The sequence below is a fragment of the Streptomyces sp. NPDC034037 genome (genome assembly GCF_055575715.1).
The window spans coordinates 105,431-124,271 of sequence record NZ_JBVISC010000004.1 but is presented as its reverse complement, the minus strand read 5'-3'; the positions used below and the strand labels follow the sequence as shown (position 1 = coordinate 124,271).

The window sequence follows — 18,841 nt, the reverse complement described above, 5'->3', positions numbered from 1 at the left end:
GCCCGAAATTCACCTGCCCGCACGGCGTTCGGGAACTAACGTCCGTTATATGGATATGGAATCCGTCCCGCCCGCTACCACCCCCGCGCCCACCCACTCCCTCCGGTTCCGCGACGTCCCCGAGGCGGGGATCGACAGCGCCCTGTCCCTCGCGTACCTCGTCTTCCACGAGAGCCCGGAGGACGAGAAGCGCAAGCACCACCACGACCTGCTGCTCGACTGCATCCGCGTCGGCGCCTACGACGGCGACCAACTCGTCGGGTTCCTCGCGGCGTTGCCGTTCACCGTGTCGGTGCCCGGCGGCGAAGTGCCCTGCCCCGGGCTGACGTTCGTCTCCGTGGCGCCGACGCACCGGCGCCGGGGCGTGCTCTCCGGGATGATCGCCGAGCTGTTCGCCAGGGCGGCGGCGGACGGCGCCCCGATCGCCGCCCTGTGGGCGTCGGAGGACGCGATCTACGGCAGGTTCGGCTTCGGCCCCGCCACCCACGGGAACACCCTGGAGATCGACTCCCGCCGCCCCCTGGCCCTGCGCATCGCCCCGGACGAGCGCCCGTTGCGCCTGGTCGACCCGTCCGACGCCCCGGAGCTGCTCGGCCCGTACTACGACCGCACCCGCGCCGGCCGCGCGGGCCGCCTCGCCCGCACCCCGGCGTGGTGGCGCGAGGAGTGGATGGTGGAGAAGGACGAGGAGGACGACGAGCTGTCGCCGCCCCGCGTCGTCACGCTCGGCACCCCGGTCGCCGGGTACGCGGTCTACCGCACCAGGACCCGCGACGACGCCCCGGGCCTCGTCCGCCTGGACGACCTGGAGGCCGACACCCCGGCCGTCGCCGCCGCCCTGTGGCGCTACCTCGCCGCCATCGACCTGACGGGCGAGGTCCGCGCCTGGGGCCGCCCCCTGGACGACCCGCTGCTGCTCTTCGCCGCCGACCGGGACCAGGTGCGCGTCACCGGCCAGTTCCCCGCGCTGTGGGTGCGGCTCATCGACGTACGCGCGGCGCTGACCGCCCGCTCCTGGGCCGCCCCGGTGGACGCGGTCCTCGACGTGCGCGACGACCGCCTCCCCGCCAACGCGGGCCGCCACCGCCTGACGGCGACCCCCGAGGGCTGCGCGTACGAACCGACGGACGCCCCCGCCGACCTCTCCCTCGACGTGCGCGACCTGGCGGCCGCCTACCTGGGCGGGACGAGCATCGCCGCCCTGGCCAGCGCGGGCCTTGTCCAGGAACACACGGCAGGCACGGCCACGGCCCTGGACGCGGCGCTGCGCACCACCCTCCTGCCGCACACCGTGGACGAGTTCTAGGGGGTCCTCAGGGGGTGCCTCTGGGGTACCCAGGGGGTGTCTAGGCGGCTGGGGTACCCAGGGGGTGTCTAGGCGGCGCCGAGGGCGGTGAGCGCGTCGTCGGTCAGCCGGTACACGGTCCACTCGTCCTGGGGCCGCGCGCCGAGCGCCTCGTAGAAGTGGATGGAGGGTTCGTTCCAGTCCAGGACGGACCACTCCATCCGCTCGTAGCCGCGCTCCACGCAGATGCGGGCGAGTTCGGTGAGCAGCGCCCTGCCGTGTCCGGCGCCGCGCGCCTCAGGACGTACGTACAGGTCCTCCAGGTAGATGCCGTGCACGCCGCGCCACGTCGAGAAGTTGAGGAACCACAGCGCGAAGCCCACCGCCTCGCCGGTCGCGTCGTCCTGCGCGATGTGCGCGAACGCGGCCGGCCGCTCCCCGAAGAGCGCCTCGCGCAGCTGCTCCTCGGTGGCCCTCGCCTCCTCGGGCGCCTTCTCGTACGCGGCGAGGTCGCGCACCAGGGCGTGGATGACGGGGACGTCGGCGGGGGTGGCGGTACGAATCATGGGGGCAGGCTAGCCAGCGCCCCCGCGCCGACGTCAGTGCCGTCCACGGGTCGGACCCGGGGCCCTGGTCAGGAGATTCCGGCCGCCTTCAGCTCCTTGGCGAAGGCCGCCCGGTCGTAGAGGGAGTCGCCGGCCGGCTTCTTCCCGTCGACGAGGACGGTCGGCGTGCCCTGGATGCCGTCCGCCGTGAACGTCCGCATCGCCTCACCGACCCACTTCTTGTACGTCCCCTTGGTCACCGCCTTGTCGAAGGCGGCGCCCCGCAGCCCGTCGACCTTGCCGGCGATGTTCAGCAGGAAGGCCGGCGTGTAGGCGTCGTCCGACTCCTCCGCGGGCTGGTTGGCGAAGACGGCCGCGTGGAACCTCGGGAATTCGCCCGCCTCCACCGACGCCCGCAGCGCGTTCGCCGCGTTCACGGAGCCGCTGCCGCCGAGGTTGCCGTCCAGGAAGGAGGCGATCACGTACTCGACCTTGACCTTGCCGTCGGCCACCGGCCCGACCAGGGCCTGCGCCCCGCCCTCCTCGAACTTCTTGCAGAAGGGGCAGCGCGAGTCCTCGTAGATCTTGACCGTGTGCCCGGCCTTCGGGTCGCCGACGGTGATGACGCCGCCCCGCACGGAGGCGGGCGTCTCGGCGAGCCGCGCGCTGGACGCCGGCGGGGCCTTCGCCTCCGGGGCGTCGGACGCGGGGTCCTCGGACGCGGGCCGCTTCGACTCGGACGCGGGCCGCTTCGACTCGGGCGCGGGCCGCTTCGACTCGGGCGCGGCGGAGGAGGACTTCGCGGCACCGCCGTCGCCGTCGCCGTCGGGGCCGCAGGCGGACGCAGCCACCCCGATCAGCGCCGCGGCCACCACCGCGGTGGCGACACGTGCGGCCTTGCGCCCGGCCTTGTCTACGGCCATGAGTCGAGCCCTCCAAGTAAGCGATCAAACGTGCGATGCGTTGCGCTCAAAGTAGCGGAATGCGGGCCGCGTCCCGCCCGCCGGACGGTCCGGCCCCCGGGACCTCCGCCCCGAAGACCGCTCCACCCCTGCCCACCGCCCCCACCTGCGCAGTACCGTCCGCCCATGAGCAGCAGCACGGCCCACACGGGCACCCCCGGCACCGTCAACGGCGGCATATCGTTCTGGTACGCGGACGACGGCCTGCCCCCGGCACGCGAACCCCTCACCGGCGACACCACGGCGGACGTCTGCGTCGTCGGCGGCGGCTACACCGGCCTGTGGACGGCCTACTACCTGAAGAAGGCCGCCCCCTTCCTGCGCATCACCGTCCTGGAGCAGAAGTTCTGCGGCTACGGCGCCTCGGGGCGCAACGGCGGCTGGCTCTACAACGGCATCGCGGGCCGCGACCGGTACGCCGAGCTGCACGGCCGCGAGGCCGCCGTCCGCCTCCAGCAGGCCATGAACGCGACGGTCGACGAGGTGATCCGCGTCGCCGCGGAGGAGTCCATCGAGGCCGACATCCACCACGGCGGCGTCCTGGAAGTCGCGCACACGCCGGCCCAGTTGGCCCGCCTCAAGGCGTTCCACGAGCGCGAGGTGTCCTACGGCGAGAAGGACCGCACCCTGCACGGCGCCCGCGAGACCGCCGAACGCGTCCGCGTCACGGGCGCCGTCGGCTCCACCTGGACCCCGCACGGCGCGCGCCTGCACCCGGTGAAACTGGTCAAGGGCCTGGCCCGCGCCGTCGAGGCGCTCGGCGTCACGATCCACGAGTCGACGCCGGTCACCGAGATCAAGCCGAAGCACGCGCTCACCCCGTACGGCACGGTGCGCGCCCCCTACGTCCTGCGCTGCACGGAGGGCTTCACGGCCTCCCTCAAGGGCCAACGCCGCACCTGGCTCCCCATGAACTCCTCGATGATCGCGACGGAACCCCTGACGCCCGCCCAGTGGGAGTCCATCGGCTGGGAGGGCCGCGAGACGCTCGGCGACATGGCGCACGCGTACATGTACGCCCAGCGCACCGCCGACGACCGCATCGCACTCGGCGGCCGGGGCATCCCCTACCGCTACGGCTCGAAGACGGACAACGACGGCCGCACCCAGGCCGCCACGATCGAGGCCCTCCACACCGTCCTGACCCGCTTCTTCCCCCAACTGGCCGGGGTCCGGATCACCCACGCCTGGTCGGGCGTCCTCGGCGTCCCCCGCGACTGGTGCGCCACCGTCACCCTGGACCGCGCGACGGGCCTCGGCTGGGCGGGCGGCTACGTCGGCTCGGGCGTGGCCACCGCCAACCTGGCCGCCCGCACCCTGCGCGACCTGGTCCAACAGGACTCCGGCCAGGCGGGCCCCACCGACCTCACGACCCTCCCCTGGGTCGACCACAAGGTCCGCAAATGGGAACCGGAACCCTTCCGCTGGCTGGGCGTCCACGCCATGTACGCCACCTACAACACCGCCGACCACCGCGAACGCACCACCCACACCCCGGAGACCTCCCCCTTGGCCCACTGGGCAAACAAACTAACGGGCCGCCACTAAACGCCAAAACCCCAGGTCAGACCGCTCTGACCCGGGGTTCCAGTAGAGCCCCCTGTCGGATTCGAACCGACGACCTACGCATTACAAGTTGTCCGATCTTGGTCTGCGAGCGTCCACGGGCGTCCACGGTGGGGCTCGCGACCCTGGTCAGGAGGGATGCCGGACGTCGCCGGACATCAGCGGACCACCCCGAAATTGGCGATGATTGAGACCGCGATTGAGACCACGACCGCTTCGTCCCGAAGCAACTGCCCTACGGCTTCCCTGCCCCGGCATACACACCGCATAGTGCAGGAGTGAAACTGGCGATCACCATTCTGACTGTAGCTAGCGGCGTGCTGCCGGCACTTGGCGTCTGGCTGCTGTGGCGGCGAGTTGATAGTCGACGAGACCACCTCAGGTGCAAGTTCCGTAGGTACGAGGAGATCATGGGCGACCCGGGGCTCTCGGAGGAGGAACGCAGGAACAGGCTGGACCAGGAGGTACCCAGCCAAAGCACATGGGGGGACCTCCTTCACGTCCGAGAGCGCATCGAGCTTGTAAGCCTTGAGCAAGCGCCGGAGGTCACAGCTCCCGCGATGTTCGCTTCCATCGGCCTGATATGCGCGACCATCTCGGGCTTGCTGTCGACGTGGTTCGACTGACTCTCCTGGTCACCGCTGGGCGCCTTTCTTCCACGGCACCAGGACGGCCCGGGAGGGCAGCACCGCTTTAGGAGGGGCACGAGTATCTCAGGCATGCCTTGCTTGAACCAATACGGCTCTGGCGGTTTGCTGGAAAATTTGGCCAGCCTCAACGTAGTCATCCCAAGCCGCGTCGATGATGTCTCGGGCGTCGTTACTGAACTCATTCACGTCTAGCGCAGTGTAGAGCAGACCCATTAGGCGCATGCCGTAGCGGAATACGTTGCCCGATGCTGTGATCATTTCCTCGGGCCCAAGAACAGTGATGTGGCTGGATGTGTTGCTCAACTTCTCGATGGCTTCCCTAAAGGCAGTTACATCGGCGCTCGATTGGGGCTGGTCTGCCCGTCTGAGAGCGGTATCGGCTGCATGTTCAGCATCTTGATTCACAGCTATGAAAGCGCCGTAAGCAGTGAGACGCTGCTCGCGGAGCCAGTGATTGTGCTCAGCTGTAGCTTGATCCCGGACCTGCTGGCGACTGGCCGCAGCGGTCTTGTCAGCTCCCACCTTGGCTCCTCGGACAGCACCGATCGCTCCTGCAACGGCGCCTCCGAGTGCTCCGACCATGCCTGCCACTCCTGCGATCAAACCCGCTATTCCTTGGTCCATGTTGTAAGGATCTAACAGCCGACTTGGATGCCGCGCTAGGTCGGCGGAGCGGTTTTGGGCGGGAGCTGCCATGGGGCGAGTGATCATGGCCCCGTAAGCTCATCGCGAGTCGGGCAGTCTGTGGACATGCACGTTAAAGCACGACGTCGGGGGCCATGATCTTCGAGGCTCGCCCCATGGTGGCTGCCTAAAGCCGTGGAGCCGACCGCCCCAGGCACGGGGCAACGGCGCAGGTAGCGGGTTTGCCCCGCCGGGCACCGCCGCCGCGATCCGGCCTCATCAGTGACACAAAGCTGTCCCTGGCCTGCTGTGCGGCAACCCCCTCTACCCCTATGGCTGAGTGCCTAGTTTGGCCGCTGCCGGGGCGACGGACGGGCGGCGCGTGCAGCTGGTGGCGGAGACATGGAAGCGGCTGGCAGCGGCCGGCCGGCGCCCCCGCGCTGTGCGCGGCCCCTCGATCCTTGGATCGATTCCGACTCCGTTGGGTGGCGCGTGCCTGGTGGTCTTGATAGGGGTGCTCTTCGGCGCGCACTTCTCGGGCCTACGGATGCTGCTGGTTCTTTCCCCTCCCTAGGTCGGATCGCGGCGGCGGTATCCAGCGGCCTTCTCCCGCGTCACCAGGGACAGAAGACCCAGGCCAGGAATGGTTGAAGCTTGTGGCTGACTCTGGCGGCCGCGAGCGCAGCGAGCGTTGATCGAGCAGGGAATGTTCTGCCGCGCTCAGAAGAGGCCCCCGTAGTCAGCCTCGGGGCACGCTGTCCGCACCAAGAGCCGACTGGTGAAGCCTGCGTTGCGTAGCCGCTCATAGGCCCCCTCGACATCCTCGGGGACCGCCTGCTCAATCATGAATCCCTGACCGGGATACACCATGAGCCTCTGTTGAGTTCCGACCAACATGTCGATGACGAGACGCGCGTCCCCGATCGAATCGACGTACTCGGCAAACCCCATGGGCGTTGACGCGCTCACCCACTCGACTTCGGGCCAGAGCTTCCGTGCCGTGGCGTACGCCCGCCGTTCCTCGTACGGCTTGCTGACCAACAGGGCCGACGAGACAGGAACGCCCCGCTCTTCGAGGAGGGCACGAGAGAAGCGGATGTTCTCACCCGTGTTCCGGGCCCGCGGCTCAACGAGGATGGCGTCCGCAGGAACCCCTAGCTCGATCGCCCTCTCTCGGTAGTGTTCGGCCTCGCCCCGAGGCATGCGCTCGCGCGTCGTACGGCTCGTCGCGCCGGTGAAGACGATGACCGGCATCATCCCGCGCCGGTACAGGTTTACCGTGGTGTCGGCCACCCCCAAGTCATGACTGCCGAGACCGACCGCCACGGAGCAGGGGCGCGGTTCGTGCCCCATCTGCTGGAAGTCCCAGAGCCGTTGCGCGTCTGCCCACGCCTGGGTAGAGATCACTGACTCTCGCCTTCCGTGTTCGCCGAGTCGGGCACCTTGAAGTCGTAGGACCACGAGAACCGTGTTGCCGCGTGAACCCCGATCGCGTACTCCACCACGGTCCCGTCTGCGGTGTACGTGGTGCGGTGCAGCTCCATCACCCACTCTCCGGGCGAGAGCTGGAGGAGCTGAGCCTCGTCCGCGGTCGGAGTACGTGCGAACAGCTCTTCCTTCATGTGGTCGATCTCGTACCCGGCGTCATACAGCACGCGGAAGCCACCGCCCCGACCCGCAGGGCCCGGGGTCGGGTCGACCAACCGTGTCCCCTCGACGTGCTCGGGTCGGTAGTAGCTGGTCAGCGTGTGGGTCGGCTGCGTCCCCTCTTTCACGAGGCGGGCACGCGCATAGACCTCAGCACCGTCGGGCAACCCGTGCGCTTCGGCTACGGGTGCCGGCGCTTTCACACGGCTGACCTTCTGAGTCTGCTCGTTCCTGCGATAGGCGCGGCCCGACGCCACTCGGTCAGCGATGAACGCGACTTCGTCGCCATCGCGCCACTTGGCCTTGTCGTATCGAGCGATGCCCAGTCGCTTCAACGGGGTCTGCTGTCGCACGACGGTGCCGTGACCGCGAGACGAGACCACCAGCCCCTCGGCCTCTAGAGCCTTGTACGCCGCATGGACTGTGGACTTCGATCCCTCGCCCGCCTCCACCAGGTCCCGGATGTGCGGAAGCTGCTGGCCAGGTGCGTACTCGCCGTTCCTGATCCGCTCGGCAAGCCGGTCCGCCAGCTCTCGCCACTTGGGTGCCACGCAGAACTCCTCTCGATTCGTCCAGTCAAACACAGTCCCAGGACTGTTGACAGTCCTGGGACTGTGGGTGCATTGTCTTCTCAGGCCGCTCGCAGTCCTAGGACAGCGAGTCGGAACGGTCCTCTTCGGGCTGCTCCTGGCTGAGTCGGTTCGGGACAGCTCGTGCAGTTGGGGCCCTGAACTGGTTGGTCTTTGAGAACTCAACAGGGACAAATTCGACGGGGCCTGAGTCCCCGTCCCCGCTGCGGCCTGGGTGATGGCCGTCGGCAGCCACTTCGCGGCAGGTGTACGTGTCCTGTCCTGCGTGTCAGCTCTGGAGAACATCGGTCGGGATCATCCCTCCATCACTGGAGGTCAGCCCTTCGGATGCCACCTGGTGCGCGCTGCCCTGCTGGCGTCAGAGCAGTGACGATGACGCGCCCGATTTCCCCGGCTCGGGACCGGTGCTCCGTGGCAACGGCGCACCGGTGAAAGCCGTGTCCCTGCGAACGCAGGAGGTCGGCATGGGCCGACGACATACCAAGGGCGCTGCCGCTCGGACCGGTCGACGGCGCCCGCACAGCACACACGGTCCACCTCTGGTTCCGCAGCACATGCTGCGGGCCGGCTGCCTCTCCTTCCCGTCCGTTCCGCGCTCTGCGTGAGGACGTACGGGAGGGGGTGCGGGGAGCCGGAAAGACTCCGCTACTTCCACTCAGGAGCTGACATGACCTGCACCGAGACCTTCGAGACCATCCGCTACACCGCTGATGTGGTCGTGACCACGACCGACGGGTACGTGCTGCTGATCGAGCGCGGCTGGGACCCCCACAAGGGGGCGTGGGCGCTGCCTGGCGGTCACGTCGACCCGGGCGAGACGAGCCGCGCCGCTGCGGCCCGCGAGCTGGCCGAAGAGGCCGGGGTGTTCGCGATGCCCGAGGACCTGGTCCAGCTCGGCGTCTGGGACCAGGCCGACCGGGACCCGCGTGGCAGGTACGTGACCGTCGCCTACCACCTGGAGGTTCTGCCCGGGACTGAGATCCAGGCCGGTGACGACGCGACCCGCGCCCAGTGGTGGCCCCTGAACGACCTTCCGCAGGTCGCGTTCGACCACGCCGCGATCCTCAACGCGGTCGTGCACCCCGGTACCTGATCAGCCGATCCGCCCCGATGGTCGCAGGCCGGGTTCGACTCCCGGTCGGGGCGCGCACCGCTACCCGAGCACCCCGCCGCTAAGGAGATCAGCTCATGGCTAAGCGCAAGTACATCGCCGGAGTCTATGACGCCAAGACCGATGAGACGGGCGTCATCGAGGGCGAGGTGGAAACCGGCGCGTTCTTCGACGCCCCGGCGGCCCGCGCCTACATCCGCAGTGAGGTGCACCGCCAGGGTGGCGGCGTGTCCAGCATCCGGTTCGAGGACCCGGAGGACTGACCGCCTGGCCCGTTCCGGCACCCCCGCCGCGTCTTACGCGGCTTCCACCACGACGGCGCGCGCCCCCGGAGCGGACGCTCCGGGGGCGCTGTAGGGCCGTGCCCACCAGGAGAGGAACACACCATGGCTACTCAGCACTACGAGGCCCGCGTCAACATCCGCCCCCAGGGCGGCAGCGACGACGACGACCTGATCACCATCTATCTCGACTGGGACGGCCCGGTCGGCCTGTCTCCGCGGGAAGCCCATGCCGCCGCCGCGAAGGCCGCTCTGAAGCAGGCGCGCGGCACGGTCGTAGGGAGCTCGGTCAACACCAACGGGCGAGTGCGTTAGTGCAGCCAACTGACCAGTCCTTGCACCACCTGTGGCTCCTGATCGCAGCTCTGATCATCGCCACCGTCTGACCCGACTACCCCGAACGGCGCGCGGCCCCGGAGGTGCAACTCCGGGGCCGCTGTCGAGCCGTACCACCTGCTAGGGAGACCACGACCCATGAACCAGATTACTGTCCAGGACGCTGTTACGGCGTTCGCTCCGTTCATGGAGCCGACGAGCGCGGAGCTGGACGCGATTGAGCGGGAGATGCCCGTCATCCTGGCGGACGTCGACCTGCTGGACGCGCAGATCATCACTCTTGACCGGGTCCCGTCCGAGCTGGACATGCGGCGTATCCGGCGGGCCCGCCGCAAGGCGCTCGCCGCCCGCCGCGTCCTCGCCAACACCGCCGCCGCCGGCGGGGTTTCGGGGGTGGGCGCGTGAGTGCCATCGACTCGAACCTGTCGGCCGCGCACGCCGAGGTGAAGGCCGAGATTGCCCGCACGGACACCAAGGTCAGCCTCTTGCTCGCCTTCGTCGGTGCGCTTCTGGCGGGGACGTGGACGGTCGCCAAGGACGTGTCCTTGTCCCTGCCCGCCTGCGTGGTCGGCGGCCTCGGGGTGGCCCTGCTGCTCGCGGCGGCGGCCTCGCTACTCTCCTCGGTCCGCCCGAACTTGGGCGGCTCCCGCCCGGTGGGTTTTCCGCTGTGGGCGACGCTGAGTGCCGAGGAAATCACGGCCCATCTGGCCGAGGACCGGCGTGCGCAGGACATCGCCGGCCTGGCCCGCCTTGCGGTCAGGAAGTTCACGGCCCTGCGGCGGGCGGTCGATCTGACCCGCGCCGGTGGGGCCCTGCTCATTCTCGCTGCGCTGATCGCTCTCGGGGGTGGTCTGGCATGACCGAGCAGTCCTTGTCTGGCCTGAACTGGGTTTTGATCCTGGCCGGCTCGCTCCTGGCCATCGCCGCTTCGGCCAGCTCCCTGGCGTGGGACAGGCCGTGGCTCATGGACCTGGCCGTTGCCGGCTTCGCCGCGCAGTTCGTCGGCTGGCGCCGCCACGCCCGCCAGAGGGGGGATGCCGCATGATTCGCATTCTCACCGCCAAGCGCCTGGCGCTGCTCGAAGCCGACACGCAGGCGGCCCTCGAACGGGCCCACCAGGCCGGACAGGCTCTCCAGGAAGCGGTCGGCCGGCACGCGCGGGAACTGGCCGTCGCCACCAAGCGTGCACAGCAGGCAGAGGCGACCACCACCGAAGTGGGTGCGCTCTTGACCCACGCGGTGAAGGAAGCGGGCGCGGCCGAGCAGCGTGTACTGCTCGCGCAGATCGAGTTGCGGCGCCTGCGTGAGGAGCTGGCGGCCGAGCCACAGGAGGGGCAGACGCTCACGGTGCTGCTCCACCATGGCGAGCCGCACACCATCTATGCCTCGCGCGAGGACGCATACGCCGACACCACCGCCACCCATGGCGGTACGCCCGGCAGTTGGCGGCCGTGCGATGAACGCTCGCCCGCCGCGTTCACGTGGCGCTGTGAGGCGTTCATCTATGACGCCGGCTGCAACGGCTTCCGCCGCGCGTCGCTGCCCGCTCCCCCTTCGATGGGGGAGGCGGCATGAACACTGTTCAGACCCGTTCAGCAGAGAAGGCGCTGAACGTCGGGACGTGGCTGATCGTGTGCGGGGCGATGCTCTATTCGATCCTCACGGTCACCCCGCTCATGGCGGACCACACCGCCCCCGCGTGGGACTGGACGGCTCCGATTCTGCCGCTGGTGGTGGATGCGGCCGTGGTCATCGTGGTCAAGCTCGATGACGTGCTGGCTCGCCTCGGGGGGCACGGCGGCCGCTGGCCCATCGTGCTGCGGTGGATGACCGGCCTGATGACGCTGGCCCTCAACACGGCCGACTCGGCGCTGGACAAAGACCTGGTGGGCGTGGCCGTCCATGCGGTGGCGCCGCTGCTGCTCATCGTCACGGCGGAGACCAGCCTGGCCTACCGGCGGGCCATCGCCCGCGCGGTGGCCGCTCTGGAAGCCGAGCAGCGGGCCGAACGGGAGCGGCGGGAGCAGGTGGCCCACACGCGTGCTGAGCGGGCCCGTGCCGAGGCTAGGGAGGAGCGTGAGCACGCCGCCATGCTCGCTCGTGAACAGCGTGAACACGAGGCCGCACTTGCCCGTGAGCAGGCCGAGCGCGAAGAGCGCCGGCTCCGCGAGGAGCGCGAGGCGCGGGAGCGGGTGGAGGCTGCCGAGCGGGAGCTTCGTGAACGCCGTGAACGCGAGCGTGAACAGCGTGAACAAGAGCTGCTGCGGCGTGAACAGCAGGCCCGGCAGCGGGCCGAGGCCGAGCAGCGCGAGCGCGCGGAACAGGCGGAGCGTGAACGGCGGGAACGCGAGGAGCGTGCGGAGCGTGAACGCGCCGAGCTGCTGGAGCGCGGACCGGCACAGGAGAAGCTGCCCGAGGACGAGGCGCGCCGGATCGTGGCGGCCGCGTTCGCCTCGGGTCTGTCGGTGCGGGTGACGGCCGAGTTGTGCGGCTGGTCGGTCGGCTGGGTCTCCCACCGCTACGCCGAGCACCGCGACCCCACCGCGCAGGGCCGCACTGACCTCGCCATCGCGAGCCAGTGATGGCCACGCTGCCGGTGTTCCGGTGGCATTTGGCCCCGGACGGCTACGCCACCCTTCGCCAACTCCGCGCCCGTGGCCTGCGGCCCGGTGGCCAGGGGGTGGCTGCGCAGCTCGAACGGCCCCGCCGCCGGCGGGGGCCGCTGGTTGCCTACCTGTACCGCGTCGAGCTGGCCAAGCCGGTCCGGCCGATGACGCCGGGGCGGTGGGCCGCGCTCGCGGCGGCGAACCGGGCCCGCCGCGTCTGCCCGCAGTGCCGCAGGGATGCCGGCTACGTCATCCCTGCCTCGCTCGGGACCTGCGTGCCCTGTCACGACACCATCTGACCTGGGAGGACACCGATGACCTACCGCTTCACCACCGGCGACTGTGGAGGCGGTTCCGCGAGGCTGACTGCCGAGGCGGTCATCCTGCATCCCGGTACGGACCGTGCCGAGCCCGCCGTAGCCGTGCGGATCGCCGGCGGCGCTCGGGGTCGGTTGATCTATGTCCCCCTCGACCGGCTTGAAGAGCTGGTGACCGGCATCAGGGACACCGCCCGACAGGCCGCCGCCGACTTCCGGCAGGACCCGAGGAGCGTCTGACCATGCCCAACGCCGATACCGCCTGGAAGGCACCGCCTGGTGAGTGCCCGCAGTGCTGGCAGCACGCCCACGACAAGAGCATCCACCGCCGCCTGAAGCCGCGCGAGGACTGCCCGCAGTGCGTCGACCATATGGTCAACGGCCACCCCACCCTCGTGCCCAAGAAGCCGTCCCGCTGGTGGTGAGCGCAGCGGTGATCACCCTCGTCGCCTGACCGTTCACACCGTGCGAAGGAGAGAAGCCGTGAATCATCTGCCTGAGCCTGTCCGGGTGGTGCAACTCCCGGACGGCACCTACGCCTACACCGATCACCTGCCCGCACCGATCCAGCACGCCGCGCCGCCCGTGGTGCATCAGCACATCCACCACGCCCCGCCGGACCGGACGGTGCAGCGCCTCGCGCTGGGTTCCGGGGTGGGCGCCGGCGCGGTGGCGGCCGGTGTGTATTTCGGTCCGCTGCTGGTCGGCGTGCTCATCGCGATTGCCGCGAACCTTGCTCTGTTGGCCTTCCTCGCCGTCGTTCTGACGTGGGGGATGGTGACGGTCGTGCGGTCCGTGGGCGGCACCGACGGCCGTGCCGCCGCCAAGGCCGTGCGGCGCGCTCGCGGTCGTCGTCGCTGACGGCTGCCTGTCCCGCCCGGTCATTGTGGCCGGGTGGGGCGGGGAGCTGGGACAGCCCCGGCCCGCACACCGAAGGGAACACGTCGTGGCGAACCCGACGCCGTTCGAACTGGCCCGCATCTACCGCATCGGCGCTGCTGCCGCGATGCGCGGCGGCACCCTCACCACCCGCCAGAAGAAGGCGCTGCAAAAGATCGCGGAGCGTGGCGACAAGCGCGACGCCCAGCAGCGCAAGGGCAAGTAGCTGTGCCCCCGGGGCGGCCGTCCACGGCCAAGCGACCGGCCGCCCCGGGCCCCTGTACCGCCCGCAGACCGAGCAGACAGGAACCCCCAGCATGACGGAAACCAGCACGGAGCGGGCCCCTCACCTGCGGCCCGTGCCCGACCCCACCCCCGACCCGGCGCCTGCCCCTGCGCCGGTGGCCGATCCGGATGAGACGCCGACCATCGTCGCCGTCGACAACCCCAAACTGCCTGAGCCCGGTGTGACCAGCGAGAAGCGCAAGCCGGTTTTCGCCGGGTGGCTGACCAACCGGCGTGACTTCCTGGCCACCGCCCGCCACGCCGGCGCCAACCTCGGCTACGCCTCGCTCTTCCACGGCGTGCGCGTACCGGTCTATGCCGCCCGCCTGGGGATGATGGCCCCGCGCGGCACCTGCCGTTTCATCGCCTCCACCCACCGTTGGGTGTGGGACCGCGAGGCCGCCCCGTTGCGGGAGTTCGCGGTGCGCACCGAGGACGCCGAGGAGTACATGCGCCTGGCTCGCCTGCGGGCCGGACGCGTGCGCCTGCGCGGCCTGGTCACCCTGGTCGCCGCCGTCTTCGGCCTCGGGTTCGCGCTGTGGCTGTACGTCATCGCCCCCGCCTACCTCTACGCGTTCGCCGCCGGCGGTGTCCTGCTGCTCGGGGCGGCCGGCCAGCAGCCCGACGCACCCGTCGTGGGCCCGGCCGTGCTGAAGACGGAGATCCAGAAGTTGACCGGCTCCATCGTGCTGCGCGGTCTGGACTCCATCGGCAACGCCAAGATCTCCGCCGCCATCAAGAAGGGCGGAGACATGAACGGCCTGCGCTTCACGAGCGAGATCGTGCGGGACGGACCCGGATACCGCGCGGATCTCGACCTTCCCTACGGCGTCACGCCCGAGGACATCATGGAGGCTCGCAAGCCGCTGGCCTCCGGTCTGCGCCGCAAGGTCGGCTGCGTGTGGCCTGCCCCCGACCCCACTGAGCACGAGGGCCGCCTGGTGCTGTGGGTGGGGGACAAGCCGATGAACGAAACGTCGAAGCCGGCGTGGCCGCTGCTGAACTCCGGGACGGTCGACCTGTTCCGCCCGGTGACCTTCGGCAACGACCAGCGGATGCGGGACGTGTCGGTCACGCTGATGTTCGCCGCCGTGGTGGTCGGTTCCATCCCCCGCATGGGCAAGACGTTCCTGATGCGGCTGTTCCTGCTGATCGCGGCCCTGGACCCGCGCGCGGAGTTGTGGGCCTTCGACTTCAAGGGCACCGGTGACTTCGGCGCCCTGGAGCCGGTCTGCCACCGCTACCGCGCCGGCGAGGAAGACGAGGACATCGCCTACGTTCTGGACGCGCTGCGGGAGCTGAAAGAGGAACTGCGGCGCCGGGCGAAGGTCATCAAGTCCCTGCCGCGCTCGCGCTGCCCCGAGTCGAAGGTGACCCCGGAGCTGGCCAGTGACAAAAGCCTTGGCCTGCACCCCATCGTCGCCGGGTTCGATGAGTGCCAGGTGCCTTTCGAGCACGAGGAGCACGGCAAGGAGATCGAAGCGATCTGCACCGACCTGGTCAAGCGCGGTCCGGCGCTGGGCATCGTGACGCTGTTCGGCACCCAGCGCCCGGACGCCAAGTCCTTGCCCACCGGCATCAGCGCCAACGCGGTCCTGCGGTTCTGCCTGAAGGTCATGGGCCAGCCGGCCAACGACATGGTGCTGGGCACGTCGATGTACAAGGCCGGGTACCGGGCCACCATGTTCTCCCGCTCGGACCGGGGCATCTGCTGGATGGCCGGTGAAGGCGACGATCCACGCATCGTCGCCTCGGCGTTCGTGGACGCCCTCGCCGCCGAACAGGTCGCGGCGCGGGCTCGCAAACTGCGCGAGGACTACGGCAACGTCACCGGCCACGCCATCGGCAAGGGCCCCGAAAAGACCGCCGCCTCGGACATCCTCGCGGACGTGCTCGCCGTCATCGCCTCGGATGAGAAGGCCGTGTGGTGCGAGCGCATCGCCACCCGCCTGGCCGCCCACCAGCCCGAGACCTACGCCGGCTGGAAGGGCGAGAACGTCACGGCCGCCCTGAAGCCGTGGGGGGTCAAGCCGGGGCAGGTGTGGGGGCAGACCGACGCCGGCGAAGGCAAGAACCGGCGCGGTATCGAACGCGCCGACATCGCCGCCGCCATCACTCGCCGTGACGCCGACCGCAAGGCGGCCTGAGGCGAGCAGCGCTGCTAGACCTAGCGGCCCCCACCGCTAGGTCTAGCAGCCCCACTAGCGCCCTGCACCCCATCTGATCAGGTAGCTAGCGTCTAGCGCCTGACCTGCGCCAACCCCCGAAAACACATCTTTCGACGGGAGACGAGCATGCTGCTCGCCGCTAGCGCCCTCATCCTGCTCACCCTCGCCGGTTACGCAGCGTTGTGTGCGGTGCAGCCGTTCGCGCTGTGCCGCGCCTGCTCGGGGACCGGCGCCCGCAAGGTCACCCGACGCGGCGTCAAGGCCTGCCGGCGCTGCCGGGGCGCCCGCTACCGGCTGCGCGCCGGACGACGCCTGACCAACGCCGGCCGCCGCCTGCACGCCGACGGAACCCGCCGCCACCCCACCCGCACCTGACCCCGCCCCTACGACCGGAACGGAGGCCACGCCATGGCCGTGACCGTATCCCTCGTCGCCCTCTTCGCCCTCGTGCTGTTCTTCCTGCTCCGCCACGGCTCACTCAGCGCCGGATCAGCGTTCATCGCCGCCGGATTCAGCTTCTTCCTCGCCTCCACCGGCGCCGCCGGACCCATCAACCAACTCACCCACGCCGTCCTGGACGCCGTCGCCGCCCTGTAGGCCGCCTCGGCCCTGGCGCAACCACCTCCACGACCGAAGGAGCCACGTGGCACCCCGCCACCCCCGCGCCCTTCGGCGTGACCGGCGTGCACATCAGCACGCAACCCGCTAGCTGTGCCCGTCGGGTGGTCGGCCCGGCCATCCGACCATTACCTCTCACCGGCCGGAAGGGGGAAGCCTACGAAGTCGTCCCCCTTCTGGTAGACGAGGTGGACGCCCTGTGAGGTGAGCAGGTCCTTGAGGTCTGGGCTTGGTTCGCTCGGCAGGAGCACTGCAACCCGCACAGTTTTGGCGTCCGGGACGTGGCGCCGGTAGTCGGCCAACTGCCCAATTGCCATCCGGATGTTGATGCGGGTCGTCTGGCCCTTCGCCTCGTAGAGCATGTGATCGGTGGAGTCGTACAGGTCCGGTGTCAGCGCACCTACCTCCCCGGCCAAGGTGATCTGGAAGGACTTGTGCGTGTGGCCGGCCGCGGTCAGACGCTTCTTGAACGCCTCTACCAATAGTCCTTCCCGACGTACTACCTTGCGCTGACCGCCCGGGATGTTCGCGACGGTCTCGGTGGTCGTGTGCTGCTCGGAGTTCTTGTCCTTGACCCCGGGCTGTGCGGGAATGACCGGCTTGACCTCAACGGACTCAATTGCCGTCTCGGTGGCCGGCTTCAACCAGTCCTCGTCGGTCCACGCCGGCGTCGTCCCAGGGGTCGGGCGGAGTTTGAACACCAGGGCGTCGCGCATCTTCTTGTCCTGGCCCACGCCGCGCCGGATCTCTACCGGGTCGATCGGGTCCACGCCCATCTGCCCGATGTACCGCTGAAGCTTCGCGCCCGAGTCCGGCGCCTTGCCGGCGGCGACGAACAAGTGCAGCTCACGCCCGTCTTCGACGTGGTAACGCAGCGACTTGTTGCGGCTCTTCATCTGCTGATCGCCCTTGGCGCCGTAGCCGGTGTACAAGTACAGCGGCCCGTACTCGTCATCCTCCGCCCGGCCATCGAAGGTGTAGCCGAACTCCTCGCCGGCCGACGGATCGGAGTACACAAACACTTTCTTGGCGTCCACCGCCGGCTCGATGCCCTGGTACTTCCCACAGCCGAAAGCCGTAGCGACGTCATCACGCGTAGTGATCATGCCCGGCACGAGCTCAAGAGTCGTCGTCATGGACGAAGACCCTATGCACTCCCACTGACACCCCTTGCGCACAAGGGCGGCCCCCGTCTCGCCAAAGTCCGGGGCCGCCCTCGCTACCCAGCCCCCACGAAGAGAACTGGAGACACCCAGCATGACTCAATCGACTGCCTTACTGAAGGCCGCCCTTGACGCCGCCGGCCACGGATGGCCCGTCTTCCCTCTCCGTCCCGGCACGAAGCAGCCCGCCCTGCATGGCGAAGCCGCCTGTCCCCGTACCGGTCCGTGCGCCGGTGGGCACCGTAAGTGGGAGCGGCGGGCTACGACCGACGCGGACCGTATCCGGGCTGCGTGGTCGCACGCCCCGTATAACGTCGGCATCGCCACCGGCCCGTCTGGGCTGCTGGTCATCGACCTGGACATGCCCAAGGACAACAGCAGTGCGGACACGCCTTGCGGCGTGACAACCTTCAAGGCGCTCTGCGAGCGCACCGGGCACGCCGTCCCTGACACCTACCGGGTCCGGACTGCGAGCGGTGGGCAGCACCTGTACTTCACCGCCCCGCACGGCACGCGGTACGCCAACACCGCGGGAACCATTGAGGGGTTGGTGGACACGCGGGCATGGGGCGGGTACGTCGTCGCTGCGGGCAGCGCCACCCCCGCCGGAACCTACGAAGCTTTGAGTGGCTCTCTGGCGGCCCCTGTGCCCGAATGGTTGCAAACCATCCTGAAACCGGTCCCCGTGCGCTCTACGGGCCCTCTGAGGCTCCCCGCGGTCGACGGGAGTCGTGCGGCGCTCGCCGCGCTCGAAGCTGAGTGCGCCGTCGTCGCCGCGGCACCGGAGAAACAGCGCAACACGACGCTGAACCGGTGCGCCTTCAAGGTGGGGCGGTTCGTTGCGTGGGGCGAGATCCCCCGGCACGTGGTTGAAGAGGCCTTCCAAGGGGCGGGGGAGGCGAGCGGACTCACCGCGGCCGAGTGCCGCGCGACCGTCCGCAGCGCCCTGGACGGCTCTGCCCGCACGGTGCGGGCGCGGGAGGCAGCATGACCGCCCCGCCCCGCCCCGCCTTGGAAGGCATCCCGTCCACCCTCACCGGCCCGCGCCCCGCCAGACAGGGGGGACCGCGTCCGGCCGTGGGCGCTCCGAAGGGCGTCGCCGAAGGCGTCCCCATTGCTGTTCGCCCTGACCTGCGCACGACCACGCTGCCTCGCCCGGACGGGCGTTTCCCTATCGCGTGGCTGCACATCTGCGCCCCGCGCGGTGC

At 69.7% G+C, this 18,841-nt stretch carries 26 protein-coding genes; 20 read left to right on the top strand and 6 right to left on the bottom strand.

The window, feature by feature from the left end:
* Positions 1–55 precede the first annotated feature (55 nt).
* A complete protein-coding gene (locus ACZ516_RS15800) occupies positions 56–1,306 on the top strand; it encodes a GNAT family N-acetyltransferase (RefSeq protein WP_469011020.1) in 1,251 nt (416 codons plus the stop codon).
* 68 nt (positions 1,307–1,374) lie between these two features.
* Here the strand turns inward: ACZ516_RS15800 and ACZ516_RS15795 are convergent, their stop codons facing one another.
* Positions 1,375–1,851 carry a GNAT family N-acetyltransferase gene (locus tag ACZ516_RS15795; RefSeq protein WP_358700166.1) on the bottom strand — a complete coding sequence of 159 codons (477 nt, stop codon included), beginning with the start codon at positions 1,849–1,851 and terminating at the stop codon, positions 1,375–1,377.
* A 68-nt stretch (positions 1,852–1,919) separates the two neighbouring features.
* A complete protein-coding gene (locus ACZ516_RS15790; RefSeq protein ID WP_469010609.1) occupies positions 1,920–2,753 on the bottom strand; it encodes a DsbA family protein in 834 nt (277 codons plus the stop codon).
* A gap of 165 nt (positions 2,754–2,918) precedes the next feature.
* Between ACZ516_RS15790 and ACZ516_RS15785 the strand changes: the two genes are divergently transcribed.
* Both ACZ516_RS15785 and ACZ516_RS15780 read left to right on the top strand, forming a co-directional pair.
* A complete protein-coding gene (locus tag ACZ516_RS15785; RefSeq protein WP_469010607.1) occupies positions 2,919–4,340 on the top strand; it encodes an NAD(P)/FAD-dependent oxidoreductase in 1,422 nt (473 codons plus the stop codon).
* A 296-nt stretch (positions 4,341–4,636) separates the two neighbouring features.
* Positions 4,637–4,984 (top strand): hypothetical protein, encoded by a 348-nt coding sequence (locus ACZ516_RS15780; protein WP_469010605.1) that lies wholly within the window; start codon positions 4,637–4,639, stop codon positions 4,982–4,984.
* A gap of 87 nt (positions 4,985–5,071) precedes the next feature.
* Here the strand turns inward: ACZ516_RS15780 and ACZ516_RS15775 are convergent, their stop codons facing one another.
* From ACZ516_RS15775 to ACZ516_RS15765, 3 genes are all read right to left on the bottom strand, one after another.
* Complete coding sequence (locus ACZ516_RS15775) at positions 5,072–5,530, bottom strand: hypothetical protein (RefSeq protein ID WP_469010604.1); 459 nt, start codon at positions 5,528–5,530, stop codon at positions 5,072–5,074.
* An 822-nt stretch (positions 5,531–6,352) separates the two neighbouring features.
* Entirely contained in the window at positions 6,353–7,039 is a 687-nt protein-coding gene (locus tag ACZ516_RS15770) for a YdcF family protein (RefSeq protein ID WP_469010602.1), read from the bottom strand.
* Entirely contained in the window at positions 7,036–7,830 is a 795-nt protein-coding gene (locus ACZ516_RS15765; protein ID WP_469010601.1) for a GntR family transcriptional regulator, read from the bottom strand. The genes ACZ516_RS15770 and ACZ516_RS15765 overlap by 4 nt, the downstream gene beginning before the upstream one ends.
* Positions 7,831–8,536: 706 nt before the next feature.
* On the opposite strand from ACZ516_RS15765, the gene ACZ516_RS15760 reads away from it, so the two are divergent.
* The 16 genes from ACZ516_RS15760 to ACZ516_RS15685 all read left to right on the top strand — a co-directional run bounded on the left by ACZ516_RS15760 (position 8,537) and on the right by ACZ516_RS15685 (position 16,449).
* The gene (locus ACZ516_RS15760) at positions 8,537–8,962 is read left to right on the top strand and encodes an NUDIX domain-containing protein (RefSeq protein WP_469010599.1); all 426 of its coding nucleotides are present in this window, start codon (positions 8,537–8,539) and stop codon (positions 8,960–8,962) included.
* A gap of 95 nt (positions 8,963–9,057) precedes the next feature.
* Positions 9,058–9,243: a hypothetical protein gene (locus ACZ516_RS15755; protein WP_469010597.1), complete on the top strand. Its 186-nt coding sequence runs from the start codon at positions 9,058–9,060 to the stop codon at positions 9,241–9,243.
* 123 nt (positions 9,244–9,366) lie between these two features.
* The gene (locus ACZ516_RS15750; RefSeq protein ID WP_469010596.1) at positions 9,367–9,576 is read left to right on the top strand and encodes a hypothetical protein; all 210 of its coding nucleotides are present in this window, start codon (positions 9,367–9,369) and stop codon (positions 9,574–9,576) included.
* A gap of 159 nt (positions 9,577–9,735) precedes the next feature.
* Positions 9,736–10,002 carry a DUF6284 family protein gene (locus ACZ516_RS15745; RefSeq protein WP_469010595.1) on the top strand — a complete coding sequence of 89 codons (267 nt, stop codon included), beginning with the start codon at positions 9,736–9,738 and terminating at the stop codon, positions 10,000–10,002.
* On the top strand, positions 9,999–10,457 hold the full coding sequence (locus tag ACZ516_RS15740) for a Pycsar system effector family protein (protein WP_469010593.1): 459 nt from the start codon (positions 9,999–10,001) through the stop codon (positions 10,455–10,457). Before ACZ516_RS15745 ends, ACZ516_RS15740 begins: the two co-directional genes overlap by 4 nt.
* The gene (locus ACZ516_RS15735; RefSeq protein ID WP_469010592.1) at positions 10,454–10,642 is read left to right on the top strand and encodes a hypothetical protein; all 189 of its coding nucleotides are present in this window, start codon (positions 10,454–10,456) and stop codon (positions 10,640–10,642) included. The genes ACZ516_RS15740 and ACZ516_RS15735 overlap by 4 nt, the downstream gene beginning before the upstream one ends.
* A complete protein-coding gene (locus ACZ516_RS15730; RefSeq protein WP_469010590.1) occupies positions 10,639–11,172 on the top strand; it encodes a hypothetical protein in 534 nt (177 codons plus the stop codon). Before ACZ516_RS15735 ends, ACZ516_RS15730 begins: the two co-directional genes overlap by 4 nt.
* Complete coding sequence (locus ACZ516_RS15725; protein WP_469010589.1) at positions 11,169–12,179, top strand: DUF2637 domain-containing protein; 1,011 nt, start codon at positions 11,169–11,171, stop codon at positions 12,177–12,179. Before ACZ516_RS15730 ends, ACZ516_RS15725 begins: the two co-directional genes overlap by 4 nt.
* Positions 12,179–12,502 carry an RRQRL motif-containing zinc-binding protein gene (locus ACZ516_RS15720; protein WP_469010588.1) on the top strand — a complete coding sequence of 108 codons (324 nt, stop codon included), beginning with the start codon at positions 12,179–12,181 and terminating at the stop codon, positions 12,500–12,502. Before ACZ516_RS15725 ends, ACZ516_RS15720 begins: the two co-directional genes overlap by 1 nt.
* A 15-nt stretch (positions 12,503–12,517) precedes the next feature.
* Positions 12,518–12,760, top strand: coding sequence for a hypothetical protein (locus ACZ516_RS15715; RefSeq protein WP_469010586.1), 243 nt, complete (start codon positions 12,518–12,520; stop codon positions 12,758–12,760).
* A 2-nt stretch (positions 12,761–12,762) separates the two neighbouring features.
* Positions 12,763–12,945: a pRL2-8 gene (locus ACZ516_RS15710; RefSeq protein WP_469010585.1), complete on the top strand. Its 183-nt coding sequence runs from the start codon at positions 12,763–12,765 to the stop codon at positions 12,943–12,945.
* Positions 12,946–13,003: 58 nt separating this feature from the next.
* Positions 13,004–13,381: a DUF6251 family protein gene (locus ACZ516_RS15705; RefSeq protein ID WP_469010583.1), complete on the top strand. Its 378-nt coding sequence runs from the start codon at positions 13,004–13,006 to the stop codon at positions 13,379–13,381.
* Between the two features lie 85 nt (positions 13,382–13,466).
* Entirely contained in the window at positions 13,467–13,625 is a 159-nt protein-coding gene (locus ACZ516_RS15700; protein WP_469010582.1) for a hypothetical protein, read from the top strand.
* A 91-nt stretch (positions 13,626–13,716) separates the two neighbouring features.
* Positions 13,717–15,831 carry a cell division protein FtsK gene (locus ACZ516_RS15695; protein WP_469010581.1) on the top strand — a complete coding sequence of 705 codons (2,115 nt, stop codon included), beginning with the start codon at positions 13,717–13,719 and terminating at the stop codon, positions 15,829–15,831.
* Between the two features lie 147 nt (positions 15,832–15,978).
* Complete coding sequence (locus ACZ516_RS15690) at positions 15,979–16,227, top strand: hypothetical protein (RefSeq protein WP_469010579.1); 249 nt, start codon at positions 15,979–15,981, stop codon at positions 16,225–16,227.
* Positions 16,228–16,260: 33 nt separating this feature from the next.
* Positions 16,261–16,449 carry a hypothetical protein gene (locus tag ACZ516_RS15685; RefSeq protein ID WP_469010578.1) on the top strand — a complete coding sequence of 63 codons (189 nt, stop codon included), beginning with the start codon at positions 16,261–16,263 and terminating at the stop codon, positions 16,447–16,449.
* 149 nt (positions 16,450–16,598) lie between these two features.
* Here ACZ516_RS15685 and ACZ516_RS15680 read toward each other — a convergent pair whose 3' ends face one another.
* Positions 16,599–17,606 carry an SRA domain-containing endonuclease gene (locus tag ACZ516_RS15680; protein ID WP_469010577.1) on the bottom strand — a complete coding sequence of 336 codons (1,008 nt, stop codon included), beginning with the start codon at positions 17,604–17,606 and terminating at the stop codon, positions 16,599–16,601.
* Between the two features lie 121 nt (positions 17,607–17,727).
* Between ACZ516_RS15680 and ACZ516_RS15675 the strand changes: the two genes are divergently transcribed.
* Positions 17,728–18,624 carry a bifunctional DNA primase/polymerase gene (locus tag ACZ516_RS15675; RefSeq protein ID WP_469010576.1) on the top strand — a complete coding sequence of 299 codons (897 nt, stop codon included), beginning with the start codon at positions 17,728–17,730 and terminating at the stop codon, positions 18,622–18,624.
* Positions 18,625–18,841: the final 217 nt, after the last annotated feature.